Consider the following 15,668-nt stretch of genomic DNA (forward strand, 5'->3'; position numbering starts at 1 on the left):
CATGGATAGCGATCTGCGTCGCTGGCGTCAGCATCTGGCCAATGAACGCGCCGAAGCAGGGGTGTACCGGCATCTGGCCCAGCGCCGGACGGGCGAGGAACGCGCCATCTTGCTGACGTTGGCCGACGCCGAGCGGCGCCATGAGCAGCATTGGCTGAACCTGCTCGGCGACCAGGTCGGCAAGCCGCGGCGCGCCGACATGCGTACCCGGATGCTCAGCTTCCTCGCCAAACACTTCGGTTCGGTATTCGTGTTGGCGCTCGCGCAACGAGCAGAAGCCCGCTCTGCCTACGACACCGACGTCGACGCCACGCCCACGATGGCCGCCGATGAGCGCATCCACCTAGAGGTCGTCCGCGCTCTGGCCACCCGTGGGCGCAACCAGTTGTCGGGCAGTTTCCGCGCGGCGGTTTTCGGTGCGAACGACGGACTGGTCAGCAACCTTGCGCTCGTGCTCGGCATCAGCGCCACCGGCGTAACCAACCACACGGTGCTGGCAACCGGCCTTGCCGGTCTACTCGCGGGCGCACTGTCGATGGGTGCAGGCGAGTACGTGTCGGTCAATTCACAGCGCGAACTACTGGAGGCATCCACGCCGAGCCCAGAGGCCGGCGACGCGTTGCCGCAACTGGACGTCAACGCCAACGAGCTCGCATTGGTGTACCGGGCCCGCGGCATGAGCGCCGACGAGGCGACAGGTCACGCGGCGAAGGTGCTGAGCAACCTTGCGACAAGCGGCAGCCCGAGCCGACTCGGCCGGCCTGAACCCGACGGGCATGAGGCTGTCGGCACGGGTGTTCGCGCCGCGGTGTCGAGCTTCAGTTTCTTCGCCTCGGGTGCGCTGATTCCGGTGCTGCCCTACCTGTTCGGGTTGCAGGGCACCGTCGCGGTCGTGGTCGCCGCCGCCCTGGTCGGAATCGCTTTGCTTGCAACGGGAATCGTCGTCGGACTGCTCTCAGGTGGACCGCCCGTGCGTCGCGCCCTGCGACAGCTGATGATCGGCTACGGCGCCGCTACCGTCACCTACCTGCTCGGGTTGCTGTTCGAGACCGGCGCGAGCTAGCCCGACGTCGACGGGTTCGGCTGCATCGCGTCGGTCGATGAACCGCCGGTTCACCAGGTACAGACCCACGACCACCGCCCACGACAACAGGCTGAGCAGCAGCTGCGACCGCAGTTTGTCGTCCAGATACATCTGCACCAGGATCGCCAGCATCGCGATCGTCGTCAGGATCGACAGCGCCGGGAACAACCACATCTTCAGTCGCAGCTCGGCGTCGCGGTCGCGATAGCGCAACACGATCTGCGAGATCGCGATCAGGATGTAGACGAACAAGATGATCGCGCCGCTGGAGTTGAGCAGGAACGCGAAGATCGTGTCCTCGGCGAACGCGGCCGCGATCACGCACAGGAATCCGACGATCGACGAGAACAGGATCGCGTTCGCCGGCACGCCCCGCCTGGTCAACCGGACCAACCGTTGCGGCGCTTCATGGCGCGCCGCGAGCACGAACAACATCCGAGAGGCGGTATACATCCCGGAATTCAGGCAACTCAGCACGGCGGTCAGCACCACAGCGTTCATGATGTGGTCGGCATACGGGATGCCCATCTTCGTGAACGCCGCGACGAACGGCGAACCGGCCAGCCCTTTGTCGTTCCACGGCACGATCGTCACGACAAGGAACACCGAGAGAACGTAGAAGACCAGGATTCGCAGGATCACCGAGTTGGCCGCCTTGGCGACGGCCGTCTCGGGATCAGAGGACTCCGCTGCGGCAATGGTCGCGATCTCCGGGCCGACCATCGAGAAGATCACCGTCACGATGCCGACCGTGATCACTCCGGCACCCATCGGCATGAACCCGCCGTGGCTGGTCAGGTTCGAGAAGTCCATCGACCTGTCGGGCCACAGCCCGAAAACGAAGCAGGCGCCGATCGCGATGAAAGCCAGGATTGCGGCCACCTTGATGCCGGCGAACCAGAACTCGAACTCACCGTAAGACTTCACCGAGAACAGGTTGGTCGCCGTCATCAGCACCATGAAGACCAGCGCACACAGCCACAGCGGGACGTGGATCCAGTACTGCACGATCTTCGCGCCGGCTATCGCCTCGAAGCCGACGACGATCACCCAGAAGTACCAGTACAACCAACCGACCGAGAAACCCGCCCAGTGCCCGAGTGCATCGCGCGAATAGTCGGCGAACGATCCGGTCGAGGGGTGGGCCACCGCCATCTCGGCCAACATGCGCATGACCATGATGATCAGCACTCCGGACAACGCATAGGTCAAAAAGGCGCCTGGGCCGGTGTCGCCCATCACCACTCCGGAGCCGACGAACAGCCCCGCTCCGATGACGCCGCCGATGGCGATCATCCTCAGTTGGCGCTGGCTGAGGGCTTTCTTCAGTGTTGGGGTAGCAGCTGTGGCCTCCGTCATTCGTTCCATGGACAGCTGAGTGCCCATTCAGTCACGCGGTTAAGCGTGTTGTGTCAGCAACTCCTCGGCTGCGGCCGCCGCTTTGGCACGGTCCGATGCAACCAGCCCGATGCGGGTCCGGCGGTCCAGGATGTCGTCGACGGTCATCGCGCCTTCATGGGTGACCGCGTACTCGAACTCCGCTCGGGTGACGTCGATGCCCTCGGCCACCGGTGCCGTCGGCCGCTCACAGCTGGCAGATGCGATCACGTTGGGCGCCTCTGCGCCGTAGCGGGCGACCAGTGACCCCGGCACCTCGATTGAAGAGCGCAGGGTCGCAACGGGATTCGACGGCGCGCCGACCAGAGGCAGGTTTCGGGTCCGGCATGGGCGTGCCGGTAGCCCCCGCAACGCGACGGCGCGGTCGAGGACGTCCTCGGCCATGTACCGGTATTCGGTGAGCTTGCCGCCGATCACACTGATCACGCCGGAGGGTGACTCGACGACCGCGTGTTCGCGCGAGACGTCGGCCGTGCGGCCTGCGCCCGTGTCGATCAACGGCCGCAGTCCGGCGTAGGAGCCGATCATGTCGCCCATACCGAGCTTGACATCCAGTGCGGTGTTTACGGTGTCGAGCAAGAAACTGATTTCTTCCGAGGTCGGCTCCGGCACATCGGGAATGGGCCCCGGTGCGTCTTCGTCGGTCAGCCCGAGGTAGACCCGCCCCAGCTGTTCGGGCATCGCGAATACGAACCGGTTGATCTCTCCCGGTATCGGAACGGTCAGCGCGGCAACGGGATTGCCGAATGCCTTGGCATCGAACACCAAATGTGTTCCGCGGCTGGGCCGCACCCGAATCGAGGGGTCCACCTCCCCCGCCCATACACCGCTGGCGTTGATGACGGCGCGAGCGGTGACGTCGAACGACTCACCGGAGCGCGTGTCGGTCAGCGTCACCGAGGTTCCCGTCGCGTTCGAGGCCGCGACGCGGGTCAAGATGCGCGCACCATGCTGAGCCGCCGTGCGCGCGACGGCGGTGACGAGTCGCGCGTCGTCGATGAGCTGTCCGTCGTAGGCCAACAGACCGCCTGTCAAACCGTCGCGGCGGACGGTGGGCGCCATCTCGATCGCACGCGCCGCATCGATGCACCGTGAGCGCGGCAGCGTGGCGGACGGTGTGCCGGCCAGTCTGCGCAGGCCGTCGCCTGCCGCGAATCCGAAACGCACCAAAGCCCTTGACGTCGAGCTCATTTCGGGCAGCAGCGGCACCAGCTGGGGCATCGCCTTGACGAGGTGAGGAGCGTTGCGCGTCATCAGGATTCCGCGTTCGATGGCGCTGCGGCGCGCGATGCCGACGTTGCCGGTCGCCAGGTAGCGCAGCCCGCCGTGCACCAGCTTCGAACTCCAGCGGCTCGTGCCGAACGCCAGGTCGTGCTTCTCGACCAGAGCGACGCGCAGACCGCGAGTCGCCGCGTCCAACGCGATACCGGTTCCGGTGATGCCGCCGCCGATGACGACGACGTCGAGCTGTTCGCCGTCGGACAGCGCAGCGAGCTCGGTGGCTCGGCGGGTTTCATTGAGGGCTGTCGAGCCGGTCATGGTTTCAGGTATCCGTTCAGCGAGTGGGCGAGTTCGACAGCCAGCGCGTCGGCGTCGAGGATCGGCGCGACCATCTGCGCCGACTGAATCGCCGACTGTGTGATCAGCAGGCACATCGCGGCGAGATGCCGCGGTTCGCCCGCCCGGATGCTGCCTTCCTCCTGGGCGAGCTTGATTGCCTGCGCCAGCGTGTCGATCAGGATCTGCTGGCTGGTGCCGAGCCGTTCGGTGATGTAGACCATCGCAACGTTCGGCGCGTTGTGCAGCACCGCCATCACAACATCGTCGGCGCGCAGATGCTCTGCCGCCGCGACGATGCGTTCGACGAGCGCTTCGCGGTCGGAGCCTCGGTCCGGCACCTTGTCGAGAACGCCGGCGATGCGCATGGTCAGCAGTTCGGCGAGCACGAAGCGGATATCGGGCCAGCGGCGATAAATGGTCGGACGGCTGACCCGAGCCCGGCGCGCGATTTCGGTCAATGTCATTCGCTCGACGCCGAACGCCAGCACGCACTCAGCGGCGGCATCGAGGATCCGGGACTCGACAGTCGATCCAGAGTTACGGATTGACAGCATATGTAATACTGTAACGCATGACGGGTCCAGATGACCAGCAGACGACGCTTTTGCCCCCGATGAAGTGGAACGCATGGGGCGACCCCGCGGAGGCAAAACCGCTGTCGGAGGGCATCCGCTCGCTGCTCAAGCAGGCACTTGGGCTCGAGGACGCGAGCACCGCCGAGCTCGAGGCCGACCAGGTCCGGTTGCGGCCGTCGGCGCTCTCGCAGGCGGACCGCGACGCGCTCGCGGCGATCGTCGGCGCCGAGTACTGCAATGTCGAGGACCGGGCGCGTTTGCTGCGGGCCGGGGGCAAGTCGACGTTGGATCTGTTGCGCCGCAGAGACTTTGGTGTACAGGACGCGCCGGACGCGGTGCTGTTGCCCGGCGGCGAAGACGAAGTGGCCGAGATCCTCCGGTTCTGCGCGGACCGCAGCATCGCCATCGTCCCGTTCGGCGGGGGCACCAGCGTGGTCGGTGGCCTCGACCCGATCCGCGGTGACTTCAAGGCCGTGGTTTCACTGGACCTGCGCCGACTCGACCAGTTGCACTCCCTCGACGAGGTGTCCGGCGAAGCCGAACTGGGCGCCGGCCTCACCGGCCCGGACGCGGAGCGGCTGCTCGGCGAACGCGGCTACTCGCTCGGCCACTATCCGCAGAGCTTCCAATTCGCCACCATCGGCGGATTCGCCGCGACGCGATCGTCTGGCCAGGACTCAGCCGGCTATGGCCGCTTCAACGACATGGTCCGCGGCCTGCGCACGGTGACGCCCGCAGGCGTGCTCGACCTGGGCCGCGCGCCGGAGTCCGCAGCGGGCCCAGACCTTCGTCAGCTGATGATCGGCTCGGAGGGCGTGTTCGGCATCATCACCCGCGTTCGCGTCAGGGTGCATCCGGTACCGGAGACCACGCGGTACGAGGCCTGGTCGTTCCCCGACTTCACGACTGGCGCCGACGCACTGCGCGCCGTCGTGCAAACCGGTACCGGGCCAACCGTGATCCGACTCTCCGACGAGGCCGAAACCGGCGTCAACCTGGCGACCACCGAAAACATCGGCGAGGACCGCGTCACCGGCGGTTGTCTGGCCATCACCGTGTTCGAAGGCACCGCCGCGCACACCGAGAGCAGGCACGCCGAGACCAGGGCGCTGCTGGAGGCGATGGGCGGCACGTCGTTGGGTGAGGGGCCCGCGCGGGCGTGGGAGCACGGCCGGTTCGGGGCGCCGTATCTTCGCGACTCGTTGCTGTCGGCGGGTGCGCTGTGCGAGACGCTCGAGACCGCAACCAGTTGGTCGAACGTGCCCGCGCTCAAGGCCGCCGTCACGGAAGCGTTGACGACCTCGCTGGGCGAATCGGGCACGCCTGCGCTTGTGCTGTGCCACATTTCGCATGTGTATCCGACTGGCGCATCGCTGTACTTCACCGTCGTCGCGGGGCAACGCGGCAATCCGATCGAGCAGTGGCGCAAGGCGAAGACCGCCGCATCCGATGCGATGATGCGCACCGGCGCCACGATCACCCACCACCATGCTGTCGGTGCCGACCACCGGCCGTGGATGCACGACGAGGTCGGCGACCTCGGTGTCGCGGTGCTGCGGGCCGTGAAGGCCACGCTCGATCCGGCCGGAATTCTCAACCCCGGCAAGCTCATTCCGTGACACAACGCGAGATCGGCCGCGTCACCGTCCTGACGAATCCGATGTCGGGGCACGGCAACGCAATGCATGCAGCCGAGCGGGCAATCGCCCGCTTTCAGCAGCGCGGCGTCGACGCGTGCGAAATCGTCGGCAGGGATGCCGATCACGCGCGCCTGCTGCTCGACGAGGCGTTGAAAGCCGGCACCGACGCGCTTGTGGTGTGTGGCGGCGACGGTGTCATCTCGTTGGCGTTGCAGTCACTGGCGCTCGGCTCCGTCCCGCTCGGCATTATTCCTGCGGGTACCGGAAACGACCACGCACGCGAATACGGCCTTCCCAGAAACGATCCCGAGGCCGCTGCGGATGTCGTCGCCGACGGGTGGACGGAAACCGTCGACCTCGGCCGCATCGACAACCACGCGGGGGTACAGCGGTGGTTCGGCACGGTCATGGCCGCCGGCTTCGACTCATTGGTCAGCGATCGCACGAATCGTATGCGTTGGCCGCACGGCCGGATGCGCTACAACCTGGCGATGGTCGCCGAGATCTCACGGCTGCGGCCGCTGCCGTTCCGACTGGCGTTCGACGACGGTAAGACGATCGTCGCCGACTTGACGCTGGCCGCCTTCGGCAACACCAAGAGCTATGGCGGCGGCATGCAGATCTGCCCCGGCGCTGACCATGCCGACGGCCAACTCGACATCACCATGGTGCATGCGACGTCGCGAACAAGGCTGATTCGCTTGTTCCCCACCGTTTTCAAGGGCACGCACATCGAACTCGACGCCGTCACCACCGAGCGTGCACGCTCGGTCAGCGTCGACTCCCCCGGCATCAACGCCTATGCCGACGGCGAGTACGTGTGCCCGCTGCCGGTCGACGTGTCAGCAGTGCCGGGCGCGCTGCAGATCCTTACCCGACTCCCTTGCTGATGTCGTCGGCTACCCGACTCCGCGGTTCAGCCAGCTGACCTCCGCCGTGTCCCCTCCGTCGCGGTACGGCTCAAGCGCCTCGTCCCATGCGGTGCCCAGCACCGTATCCAGTTCGGCCGCCAGCACGTCGGCCCCCGACGACATCAACGTACGCAGCCGCATCTCGCCGACCATCACATCGCCGTTGGCGCTCATCACGCCGCTCCATAGACCGAGCTGAGGGGTGTGGCACCAGCGGTGCCCGTCAACGCCCTCGCTGGGGTCCTCGGTCACCTCGAACCGCAGGACCGACCATGAGCGCAGCGCATTGGCCAACTGGGCGCCGGTGCCCACCGGCCCGATCCAGTTGGTGATCGCGCGCAGTTGACCCGGCATGGCCGGCTGCGGCGTCCACTTCAGGTTCGCCCTTGCTTGAAGGGTCGACGACAACGCCCACTCGACGTGCGGGCATACCGCCGCGGGTGAGGCATGGACGTACACCACACCGGTCGCCGCGTCGGCGAATTGGTTCGCTGCACGCATCTGCTGCTCCTTCGGTTCCACGAGGGACGTCTTCCCCAAGCGGCCTTGTGAATCCGAATTACAGCTGTGTCGTGCGTGTCCATTGTGCCTTGTGAGGCCTATGTTGCGCTAGTCTGTCCCGAATTCTCTCAGGACTTCGTCAGAGATTGCTGGCCAGAGCGGGTATGTCCACTCGCCGAAGCTGCGATCCGTCAGCACTACGAGCGCCAGATCCATGTCCGGATCGACCCACAAAAACGTCCCTGACTGGCCGAAATGGCCGTACGTGCGCCCTGAGTTGGACGCTCCCGTCCAATGCGGCGACTTGGCGTCCCTGATTTCGAAGCCAAGCCCCCAGTCGTTGGGCCGCTGCGACCCGAAACCTGGCAAGACCCCGGCCAGCCCCGGAAACTGCACGTCAACAGCGTCGGCGTGCATCTGCGGTGACACGGTTCTGGGCCGCAGCAGGTCCCCCGCGAAGGCCACCAGGTCGGCAACCGTCGACGTCGCCCCGAATCCGGCGGCTTCGGCCCCGCCCTCCAGCTCGGAATCGGTCATGCCGAGCGGTTCGAACACCGCCTCGGCCAGGTACTGGCCGAACTCGATGCCCGAAGCGTGCTCCAGCGTCTCGGCGAGCACCCGGAACCCGTAGTTGGAGTAGACGCGGCGCTGACCCGGCTTGGCGATCAGTTCCGGCGAGTTCATCGCGTAACCCGTCGCGTGCGCCAGCAGGTGCCTGACCGTGGACCCCTCTGGCCCGGCTTGGGTGTCGAGTTCGACGACACCCTCTTCGATCGCGATCTGGGCGGCGCGCGCGACGAGCGGCTTGGTCACCGACGCCAGCGCGAAGCGCTGTTTCGCGTCGCCATACTCAGCGACCACACCCGACGGCGCGACCACGGCGGCGGCAGCGGAATCGACCGGCCAGTCGGCTATCGCATCGAGCGCAGTCACCCGCAGGAGCCTAGTTGGCCCGCCACGCCGAAACGATCGCCGCCACATGCCGGGCGTCCGTGCCGCAGCAGCCGCCGAGCACAGTGACAGCCGACAGCCGGTCCCGAAGCGCGCCGTGCCTGGCGCCGAGATCGACCGGATCGCCCTCGTCGAGTTCTGTCGCCTCATCGAGTTCGGCGTGACTTTTCATGGATGCGTTCGCACGCAGGCCGACGAGTCTTCGCCGCCATGCCCCATCGGGTTTGAGCGCATCGGCAAAGTGAACGGGGTGGGCGCAGTTGATCATGAAATACGCTGCAGCAGCGCCGGTCTCGGCGTCGACCTGCTCGATGGCCTCATGCAGCGGCTGGCCCGCGGGTAGCCGACCGTCGCCCTCGACCGTGAAGGATATCGCCGCGGGGATGCCCGCCGCCGCGGCAGCGCGCACGATGCCGATCGCTTCGTTGACGTCGGTCAGGGTCATCGCGGTTACTTGGTCTGCGGTGGTCGTCGCGAACGTGCCGATCTGCGCCGCGTGGTAGCGCTCGGCCTCTTGCGGCGTCATCACGTTCGCCGGATCGTAGCCGTCGCCGCGTGGGCCGACGCATCCGCTCACCACCGCGCTGACCCCGTCGGCCGCCGCGACCGCCCGCACCTCTTCGGCCAGCGTCACTGCGTCGCGGTTGACGGCGTCGAGTTGTTCGGAGGAATAACCGAGTCGGTGCGCCCATTCGGAATTGGCCCGCCACGTTGGGGTTTCGATGAGGAAGCCCGCGCCGTGCTCCCGCGCGATGGCGAGATAGCGGTCGTAGTAGCGGCGAAGGTGGGCGCGAGTCTGCGGGTCACCGAGCAACGGGAACGCGGCAAAGCACGGCAAGTCGAGGCCGTCGTGGAAGATCAGCTCTGTCTCCAGGCCGCCGTCGGTCACGAACAAGCCGTCGCCGCCCAGTTGAGGCAGCATCACTACTTCCGCGCGACGTAGTAGAAGTTGATCGGGTCCGAATCGATCTCGTGCACCTGGACATCGCGGAAGCCGGCATCGGCCAGCATCGTCGTGGCAAGCTGACGCCCCCACACGGTGCCCAGCCCGTCGCCGTCCAAGCCCAGCGACACACTCATGCAGTGCATCGTCGAAACGGTGTACAAATACGCGGCGAATGGCACGCCGATGTTGTCCTCGACTTGGCTGGACGCCTTGATGTCGACCATGAGGAAAACACCACCGGGCCGCAGCGCTCGGTAGATGTTGGCGAGCACCTGCGCCGGATGGGCTTGGTCGTGGATCGCGTCGAAAACGGTTATGGCGTCATAGGTTTCGGCCTCGTCCAGTGCGGCGACGTCCTTGGCGACGAACGTCGCGTTGGTCAGTCCCCACTGGGATGCTTCTGCCCTGGCTGCGGCGAGACCCTCGTCGGAGAAGTCGATACCGGTGAACCTACTGGCCGGGAACGCCCTTGCCATCACGTTGATGGCATGTCCGCTGCCCGTGCCGATGTCGGCCACGTCGGCGCCGTCACGAAGCAGCTCAGGGAGGCCGCCGGCCATCGGCAGTATGACGTCGATGAGCGCGGCGTCGAACGTTTCGCCGCTCATCTCGGCCATCAGCTTGTGGAACCGCGGATACTCGCGGTACGACAGCCCGCCGCCGGCGGAGAAGCAACCGATGATCTTCTGTTCCACCTCGCCCAGAAGCGGAATGAACTGCGCAACGCGCGACAGGTTGTCTGGCCCGGCTGAGCGAGTCAGCACGGCGGCGCGGTGGGCAGGCAGAGAATAGGTCTGCGCCGTGGGGTCGTAATCGACAATCCGGCCCGCGGTCACACCTCCCAGCCACTCACGGACATAGCGTTCGTTGAGCCCGGCGGCGTCGGCGATCTGCGCGCTCGTGGCGGCCGGCAGCCCGGCCATCGTGTCGAACAGCTTGGTCTGGTGTCCGATCGAAAGCAGGATGGCCAGGCTGGCGCTGTCGATCGCGCCGATCATCCGTTCGGCGAATTCCTCGGTGGTGTCGGTATTCGGCTCAAGCGTCGTCATGCCAACGTCAACGGTTGGCGGGTCAGATCAGTTCAATGGACCGTTTCGCCAGGCCCATCCAGTAGCCATCGATGACCTGCTTGGGCGTCTGCCCCGGGTCGCCGGACGCCCCGAGCGCGACGAACAACGGCGAGAAGTGCTCGATCGTCGGATGGGCATAGGGCATGCCTGGAGCGCGGCGACGGAAGTCGACCAGCGCGTCGACATCGCCGGCCGACAACCGCTCCCTGGCCCACGCGTCGAATTCGGTCGACCACCCCGGCGGAGTGGCTCCGGGCGACGGGTCATCGAGGAATGGCAGACCGTGCGTGGTGAACCCGGATCCGATGATCAGCACGCCTTCGTCGCGCAGCGGTCGCAGCCGCTGGCCCAACGCAAGGAGGTGCTGCGGGTCCAGCGTGGGCATCGAGATCTGCAGCACCGGGATGCTGGCTTCGGGATACATGACCGTCAGCGGCACGTAGGCGCCGTGGTCGAGCCTGCGATGGGGATCGTGGGCGACGGGTTCGTCGTCGGGCATCAGCGCTTCGACCCGGGCGGCGAGGTCGGATGCGCCTGGTGCGTCGTAGGTGACGTCGTAATAGCGCTGCGGGAAACCCCAGAAGTCGTAGGTCAACGGGGTCTCGGTGGAGGTCGACCCGATGGTCAGCGGAGCGGCTTCCCAGTGGGCAGACACGACTAGGATCGCGCGTGGCGCAGGCAGATCGCGCGCCCACTTCTTCAGCTGCGAAACCCATAGCGCGTCGTCGACCAGTGGTGGTGCGCCATGGGACAGGTACAGAGCCGGGATCACCCCTTTAGCCTCCCACCGCTGCCATTAGGTTGTACGCATGACTCAGACGGTGCGCGGTGTGATTTCGCGGAAGAAGGGCGATCCAGTGGAGTTGGTGGATGTGGTCATCCCCGACCCGGGGCCCGGCGACGTGGTGGTCGACATCCTTGCGTGTGGGGTTTGCCACACCGACCTGACGTACCGCGACGGCGGCATCAACGACGAGTTCCCGTTCCTGCTCGGACATGAAGCCGCGGGCACCGTCGAGGCGGTCGGCGATGGCGTGACCCATGTCGAGCCCGGAGACTTCGTCATCCTGAATTGGCGCGCGGTGTGTGGTGAATGCCGGGCGTGTAAGCGGGGCAGACCGTGGTACTGCTTCAACACGTTCAACGCCAGCGCTCCGATGACACTGACCGACGGCACCGAGCTGACCCCGGCATTGGGCATCGGCGCGTTCGCCGACAAGACGCTGGTGCATGAGTTGCAGTGCACCAAGGTCGATCCCGCCGCCGATCCCGCGGTGGCCGGGCTGCTGGGCTGCGGCGTGATGGCCGGCCTGGGCGCTGCGGTCAACACCGGCGCGGTGGGCCGCGACGACACCGTCGCGGTGATCGGCTGCGGCGGTGTGGGTGATGCGGCGATCGCGGGTGCGGCGTTGGTCGGCGCCAAGCGGATCATCGCGGTCGACACCGACAACACGAAACTGAACTGGGCCAGAGGATTTGGCGCCACGCACACCATCAACGCCCGCGACCTGGATCCGGTGCAGACCATCCAGGATCTGACCGACGGGAACGGCGCCGACGTTGTCATCGACGCGGTCGGCCGACCGGAGACGTGGAAGCAGGCGTTCTACGCCCGCGATCTAGCGGGAACTGTTGTGCTGGTTGGTGTTCCAACGCCGGATATGAAGCTGGAAATGCCGCTGATCGACTTCTTCTCTCGCGGCGGCTCGCTGAAGTCATCCTGGTACGGCGATTGCCTGCCCGAGCGCGACTTCCCCACCCTGATCAGTTTGTATCTGCAGGGCAGGCTGCCGCTGGAGAAGTTCGTCTCCGAGCGCATCGGCCTCGGCGACATCGAAGACGCCTTCCACAAAATGCACGCAGGAGAGGTACTGCGCAGCGTGGTGGTTGTGAAGTGAACGGCGGTCCAATCCAGCGGGTCGTCACCCACGGCACCTTCGAACTCGACGGCGGCAGTTGGGAAGTCGACAACAACATCTGGATCGTCGGCGACGACTCCGAGGTGGTGGTCTTCGACGCCGCGCACGACGCAGGACCGATCGTGATGGCCGTCGGCGGTCGCCACGTCGTCGCGGTGGTGTGCACGCACGGGCACAACGATCACGTGACGGTCGCGCCGCAGTTGGCCGAGGCCCTCGATGCCCCTGTGCTGCTACATGCTGCCGACGATGTGCTCTGGCGAATGACCCATCCGGACAAGGACTTCCGAACCGTTGACGACGGCGACACGCTGCGGGTTGCCGGTCACGAATTGCGCGCGATCCACACGCCGGGTCACTCTCCGGGGTCGGTGTGCTGGCATGCCCCTGAACTGGGCGCGGTGTTCTCCGGCGACACGCTGTTCCAAGGTGGGCCCGGCGCGACGGGTCGGTCCTATTCCGACTTCCCCACGATCCTCGAATCGATCTCGGGCCGACTCGGGACGCTGCCGGGTGAGACGGTGGTCTACACCGGCCACGGCGACTCGACCACCATCGGCGACGAGATCGTGCACTACGACGAATGGGTGGCCCGCGGCCACTAGACCCAACTCCTCCGCGGGATGTTCAGCGCTCGAGGATTCTGCGCTTCTCGTTCTCGAATTCGGCTTCGGTCAATGCGCCCGAATCACGCAGTGCCGCAAGCTGTCGCAGCTGCTCCAGTCGCACGCCCTGGTCGCTCGGTGCGTAGCTCGCCACCGGTCCGTCGCTCCACGATGGCTCGTCGAGGTGCACGGTCTCCTCAGGAGTGAGCGGTCTGGCCGCCTTCGCGGAACGGGCCGACCAGAACAACCCCACCACAAGCTCCACTACGCCGAGAGCGAGAATCCCGCCGAACAACCACGTCAACCATCCGTAGGAACTGCCGTGGCCGAACGCGAGCCGAGGATCGATGTAGCCGTTGACATTTCCGTCCGTGACGACGTCGTAGTCACCCCCTTGCGGGACCTGCAGCAGCCACACCTGTACATGCGTGTCGCTGTTCACCGTCGTTGTGCCGCCCACGCTTTCGGTCACTTGGGGTTTGGCGCCGCCGTGCTGCGGCGTGATCGAGAACTTCAGGTCCGGAATGGGAAACCCGCTCGAGGGGCTGCCCGTGACCATCGTGTGAAAGCTGACGGTCACCTCACCGGCCGGCAGGTGCAGGCTGGTCGAACCGGGGACCGGCACCTCGCCGTAAGCGTCGAACTCGTCGAGCACGAACGCGTTGAGGATCAGCATGGCGATAAGGCCGACGCCTCCGACAACCAACGCCACGACGGCGGAGAGAATCGCGATCCGAGGCCCGACCCGTTTGCGCATGCGCGAAAGTCTGTCACGCCCCGGTTTGCGCCGCGGCGCCTATCAGCCACGTCGACAATCCGATGCGAAGGCCGTCGCGGAACCGCTGCTCAGGTTCAGTAATGCCCAACTCGGCTATCGCCGCGCGGACCGGTTCGGTGGGCACTGAGAACGGATACATCCCCGCGAGCAGGGTCAACGCGCCCTCGGCGAAGAAGTCCGCGAAGTCGCGCGGCAGCCACGGCAGGTGGGTAGCGACCAGTTGGGCCAACTCTGCTATTCGCGCCGTCGCACGCGCCTTGAAGTCACGCGCGAAGTCATAGGAGATGTTGCGTTCGAGCACGACGGCCATCGACGCGACCAACTCGCACAGCGACTGTCTGCCCTCGAGAGAGTCAGCGATCATCGTTGCGACGCGAATTTCGTTGGCGTAGTTGGGTTTCCTCGCCCGCGGTCTGCCGAGTCCCGCCTCGAGGTCCGCCAGCCAACCGGCAAACTCCTCGTCGAGGATTTCGAGGAAGATCGCTTCCCGGCTGTCGAAGTAGCGCAGCACATTGGACTTGGCCAGGCCGATTCGATCGGAGAGTTCGCGCAGGCTGATGTCGGCCACCGCCTTCTCGGCCAGCATTTCGCGCGCGCTGGTCAAGATCGCCGAGCGGCGGGCCGCCAGCTGTTCGGGCCGCCGTGCGCGCTGAAACGTCACAGCTAGAAGTTATCAGACCAATGGGCTCTTGTTATCAGACCGATGGTTCGTTATTGTTCGGTTATCCCGCCGATGCAAGGAGAAAATCCGTGGCCACCAACGAACGCGACGTCACCGTTCCCGACCTGTCCGGCAAGCTGGCCGTCGTGACCGGGGCTAACTCCGGCCTCGGTCTCGGGTTGGCCGCACGGTTGTCCGCTGCAGGCGCCGACGTCATCATGGCCATCCGCAATCGGGTGAAGGGCGAAGTCGCCGCCGATCAGATCCGCGCGACGGTGCCGAACGCGAAGCTGACGATCAAGAGTCTCGACCTGTCGTCGCTGGCGAGCGTCCGGGCGCTCGGCGAGGAACTCGTCGCCGAGGGCAGGCCGATCGACATCCTGATCAACAACGCGGGCATCATGCAGCCGCCGCAGAGGGAGACGACCGCGGACGGTTTCGAGCTGCAGTTCGGCTGCAATCACCTCGGCCATTTCGCGCTGACGGGCCACGTCCTTCCGCTCTTGCGCGCCGCCGACGGAGCGCGGGTGACGTCGTTGAGCAGTTCGGCGGCCCGGTTGGGCGGCATCAAGTTCGACGATCCGCAATGGGAGAAGCGATACAACGCGACGGGCGCCTACGCACAGTCCAAGTCAGCGAATCTGATGTTCGCGATCGAGTTGGACCGCAGGAGCCGACGCGGCGGATGGGGCATCGTCTCGAACGCCGCACACCCCGGCCTGTGTAAGACGAACCTGCAGCTCAGCGGCCCCTCGCAGGGCAAGGACAGCCCGACGCTGTTGGAACGCTTCTACCGCGTGAGCCGGCGGCTCGCGCCGTTCATGTGGCAGGAGATCGACGAGGGCATCCTGCCGCCGCTTTACGCCGCGACATCCCCCGAGGCGAAGGGCGAGGCGTTCTACGGCCCGCATGGCTTCCTCGAACTCGCAGGCGGCGGCGTCACCGACGCCAAGATCCTCGATCGCTCCAGGAACGAGGCCGACTGCCGCCGGTTGTGGGAGCTCTCCGAGCAACTGACCGGGGTGAGCTACCCGACGGCAGACTGAACCGGGCCTTCGTCGGCGCTCGC

General features: G+C 66.1%; 16 protein-coding genes. 6 read left to right on the forward strand and 10 right to left on the reverse strand.

From position 1 onward, the window contains the following. Position 1 precedes the first annotated feature (1 nt). Positions 2–1,063 (forward strand): VIT1/CCC1 family protein, encoded by a 1,062-nt coding sequence (locus tag GGC64_RS14465; RefSeq protein WP_192723189.1) that lies wholly within the window; start codon positions 2–4, stop codon positions 1,061–1,063. Here the strand turns inward: GGC64_RS14465 and GGC64_RS14470 are convergent. The 3 genes from GGC64_RS14470 to GGC64_RS14480 are packed head-to-tail and all read right to left on the reverse strand — an operon-like array spanning position 956 to position 4,596. Next, positions 956–2,443, reverse strand: a complete 1,488-nt coding sequence (locus GGC64_RS14470) for an amino acid permease (RefSeq protein ID WP_192723190.1) — start codon at positions 2,441–2,443, stop codon at positions 956–958. The genes GGC64_RS14465 and GGC64_RS14470 overlap by 108 nt on opposite strands. Positions 2,444–2,482: 39 nt before the next feature. Next, entirely contained in the window at positions 2,483–4,021 is a 1,539-nt protein-coding gene (locus tag GGC64_RS14475; RefSeq protein WP_192723191.1) for a glycerol-3-phosphate dehydrogenase/oxidase, read from the reverse strand. Continuing rightward, entirely contained in the window at positions 4,018–4,596 is a 579-nt protein-coding gene (locus GGC64_RS14480; protein WP_192723192.1) for a TetR/AcrR family transcriptional regulator, read from the reverse strand. The genes GGC64_RS14475 and GGC64_RS14480 overlap by 4 nt, the downstream gene beginning before the upstream one ends. A gap of 59 nt (positions 4,597–4,655) precedes the next feature. Between GGC64_RS14480 and GGC64_RS14485 the strand changes: the two genes are divergently transcribed. Further along, on the forward strand, positions 4,656–6,236 hold the full coding sequence (locus GGC64_RS14485) for an FAD-binding oxidoreductase (protein WP_192723883.1): 1,581 nt from the start codon (positions 4,656–4,658) through the stop codon (positions 6,234–6,236). Continuing rightward, complete coding sequence (locus tag GGC64_RS14490; RefSeq protein WP_192723193.1) at positions 6,233–7,147, forward strand: diacylglycerol kinase; 915 nt, start codon at positions 6,233–6,235, stop codon at positions 7,145–7,147. The genes GGC64_RS14485 and GGC64_RS14490 overlap by 4 nt, the downstream gene beginning before the upstream one ends. Before the next feature lie 9 nt (positions 7,148–7,156). Here the strand turns inward: GGC64_RS14490 and GGC64_RS14495 are convergent, their stop codons facing one another. From GGC64_RS14495 to GGC64_RS14515, 5 genes are all read right to left on the reverse strand, one after another. Beyond that, a complete protein-coding gene (locus GGC64_RS14495) occupies positions 7,157–7,669 on the reverse strand; it encodes a DUF3145 domain-containing protein (RefSeq protein ID WP_192723194.1) in 513 nt (170 codons plus the stop codon). A 108-nt stretch (positions 7,670–7,777) separates the two neighbouring features. Beyond that, on the reverse strand, positions 7,778–8,602 hold the full coding sequence (locus tag GGC64_RS14500; RefSeq protein ID WP_192723195.1) for a serine hydrolase domain-containing protein: 825 nt from the start codon (positions 8,600–8,602) through the stop codon (positions 7,778–7,780). A gap of 10 nt (positions 8,603–8,612) precedes the next feature. Continuing rightward, complete coding sequence (locus tag GGC64_RS14505) at positions 8,613–9,542, reverse strand: homocysteine S-methyltransferase family protein (protein ID WP_192723196.1); 930 nt, start codon at positions 9,540–9,542, stop codon at positions 8,613–8,615. A 2-nt stretch (positions 9,543–9,544) separates the two neighbouring features. Then, positions 9,545–10,615, reverse strand: coding sequence for a class I SAM-dependent methyltransferase (locus GGC64_RS14510; protein WP_192723197.1), 1,071 nt, complete (start codon positions 10,613–10,615; stop codon positions 9,545–9,547). Positions 10,616–10,637: 22 nt separating this feature from the next. Further along, complete coding sequence (locus GGC64_RS14515) at positions 10,638–11,405, reverse strand: class III extradiol ring-cleavage dioxygenase (RefSeq protein WP_192723884.1); 768 nt, start codon at positions 11,403–11,405, stop codon at positions 10,638–10,640. Positions 11,406–11,445: 40 nt separating this feature from the next. On the opposite strand from GGC64_RS14515, the gene GGC64_RS14520 reads away from it, so the two are divergent. Together GGC64_RS14520 and GGC64_RS14525 are read left to right on the forward strand one after the other, a co-directional pair. Beyond that, positions 11,446–12,534 (forward strand): S-(hydroxymethyl)mycothiol dehydrogenase, encoded by a 1,089-nt coding sequence (locus GGC64_RS14520; protein WP_192723198.1) that lies wholly within the window; start codon positions 11,446–11,448, stop codon positions 12,532–12,534. Further along, positions 12,531–13,160 (forward strand): MBL fold metallo-hydrolase, encoded by a 630-nt coding sequence (locus tag GGC64_RS14525; RefSeq protein ID WP_192723199.1) that lies wholly within the window; start codon positions 12,531–12,533, stop codon positions 13,158–13,160. Before GGC64_RS14520 ends, GGC64_RS14525 begins: the two co-directional genes overlap by 4 nt. Positions 13,161–13,182: 22 nt before the next feature. On the opposite strand, the gene GGC64_RS14530 is transcribed toward GGC64_RS14525, so the two are convergent. Together GGC64_RS14530 and GGC64_RS14535 are read right to left on the reverse strand one after the other, a co-directional pair. Further along, the gene (locus tag GGC64_RS14530) at positions 13,183–13,917 is read right to left on the reverse strand and encodes an SHOCT domain-containing protein (protein ID WP_192723200.1); all 735 of its coding nucleotides are present in this window, start codon (positions 13,915–13,917) and stop codon (positions 13,183–13,185) included. Between the two features lie 13 nt (positions 13,918–13,930). Next, complete coding sequence (locus GGC64_RS14535; protein ID WP_370582103.1) at positions 13,931–14,599, reverse strand: TetR family transcriptional regulator; 669 nt, start codon at positions 14,597–14,599, stop codon at positions 13,931–13,933. An 89-nt stretch (positions 14,600–14,688) separates the two neighbouring features. On the opposite strand from GGC64_RS14535, the gene GGC64_RS14540 reads away from it, so the two are divergent. Then, complete coding sequence (locus GGC64_RS14540; protein WP_370582104.1) at positions 14,689–15,645, forward strand: SDR family oxidoreductase; 957 nt, start codon at positions 14,689–14,691, stop codon at positions 15,643–15,645. The last annotated feature ends 23 nt before the right edge of the window (positions 15,646–15,668 follow it).

Source organism: Mycobacterium sp. OAS707 (assembly GCF_014873705.1).
Taxonomy (GTDB): Bacteria; Actinomycetota; Actinomycetes; order Mycobacteriales; family Mycobacteriaceae; genus Mycobacterium.

What these genes read in the sequence shown, in the direction of transcription:
- GGC64_RS14495 (WP_192723194.1), bottom strand. Translation starts at nt 7,669, where the DNA reads ATGCGTGCAGCGAACCAATTCGCCGACGCGGCGACCGGTGTGGTGTAC.
- GGC64_RS14520 (WP_192723198.1), top strand. Translation starts at nt 11,446, where the DNA reads ATGACTCAGACGGTGCGCGGTGTGATTTCGCGGAAGAAGGGCGATCCA.
- GGC64_RS14480 (WP_192723192.1), bottom strand. Translation starts at nt 4,596, where the DNA reads ATGCTGTCAATCCGTAACTCTGGATCGACTGTCGAGTCCCGGATCCTC.
- GGC64_RS14475 (WP_192723191.1), bottom strand. Translation starts at nt 4,021, where the DNA reads ATGACCGGCTCGACAGCCCTCAATGAAACCCGCCGAGCCACCGAGCTC.
- GGC64_RS14505 (WP_192723196.1), bottom strand. Translation starts at nt 9,542, where the DNA reads ATGCTGCCTCAACTGGGCGGCGACGGCTTGTTCGTGACCGACGGCGGC.
- GGC64_RS14530 (WP_192723200.1), bottom strand. Translation starts at nt 13,917, where the DNA reads ATGCGCAAACGGGTCGGGCCTCGGATCGCGATTCTCTCCGCCGTCGTG.
- GGC64_RS14485 (WP_192723883.1), top strand. Translation starts at nt 4,656, where the DNA reads ATGAAGTGGAACGCATGGGGCGACCCCGCGGAGGCAAAACCGCTGTCG.
- GGC64_RS14465 (WP_192723189.1), top strand. Translation starts at nt 2, where the DNA reads ATGGATAGCGATCTGCGTCGCTGGCGTCAGCATCTGGCCAATGAACGC.
- GGC64_RS14510 (WP_192723197.1), bottom strand. Translation starts at nt 10,615, where the DNA reads ATGACGACGCTTGAGCCGAATACCGACACCACCGAGGAATTCGCCGAA.
- GGC64_RS14470 (WP_192723190.1), bottom strand. Translation starts at nt 2,443, where the DNA reads ATGACGGAGGCCACAGCTGCTACCCCAACACTGAAGAAAGCCCTCAGC.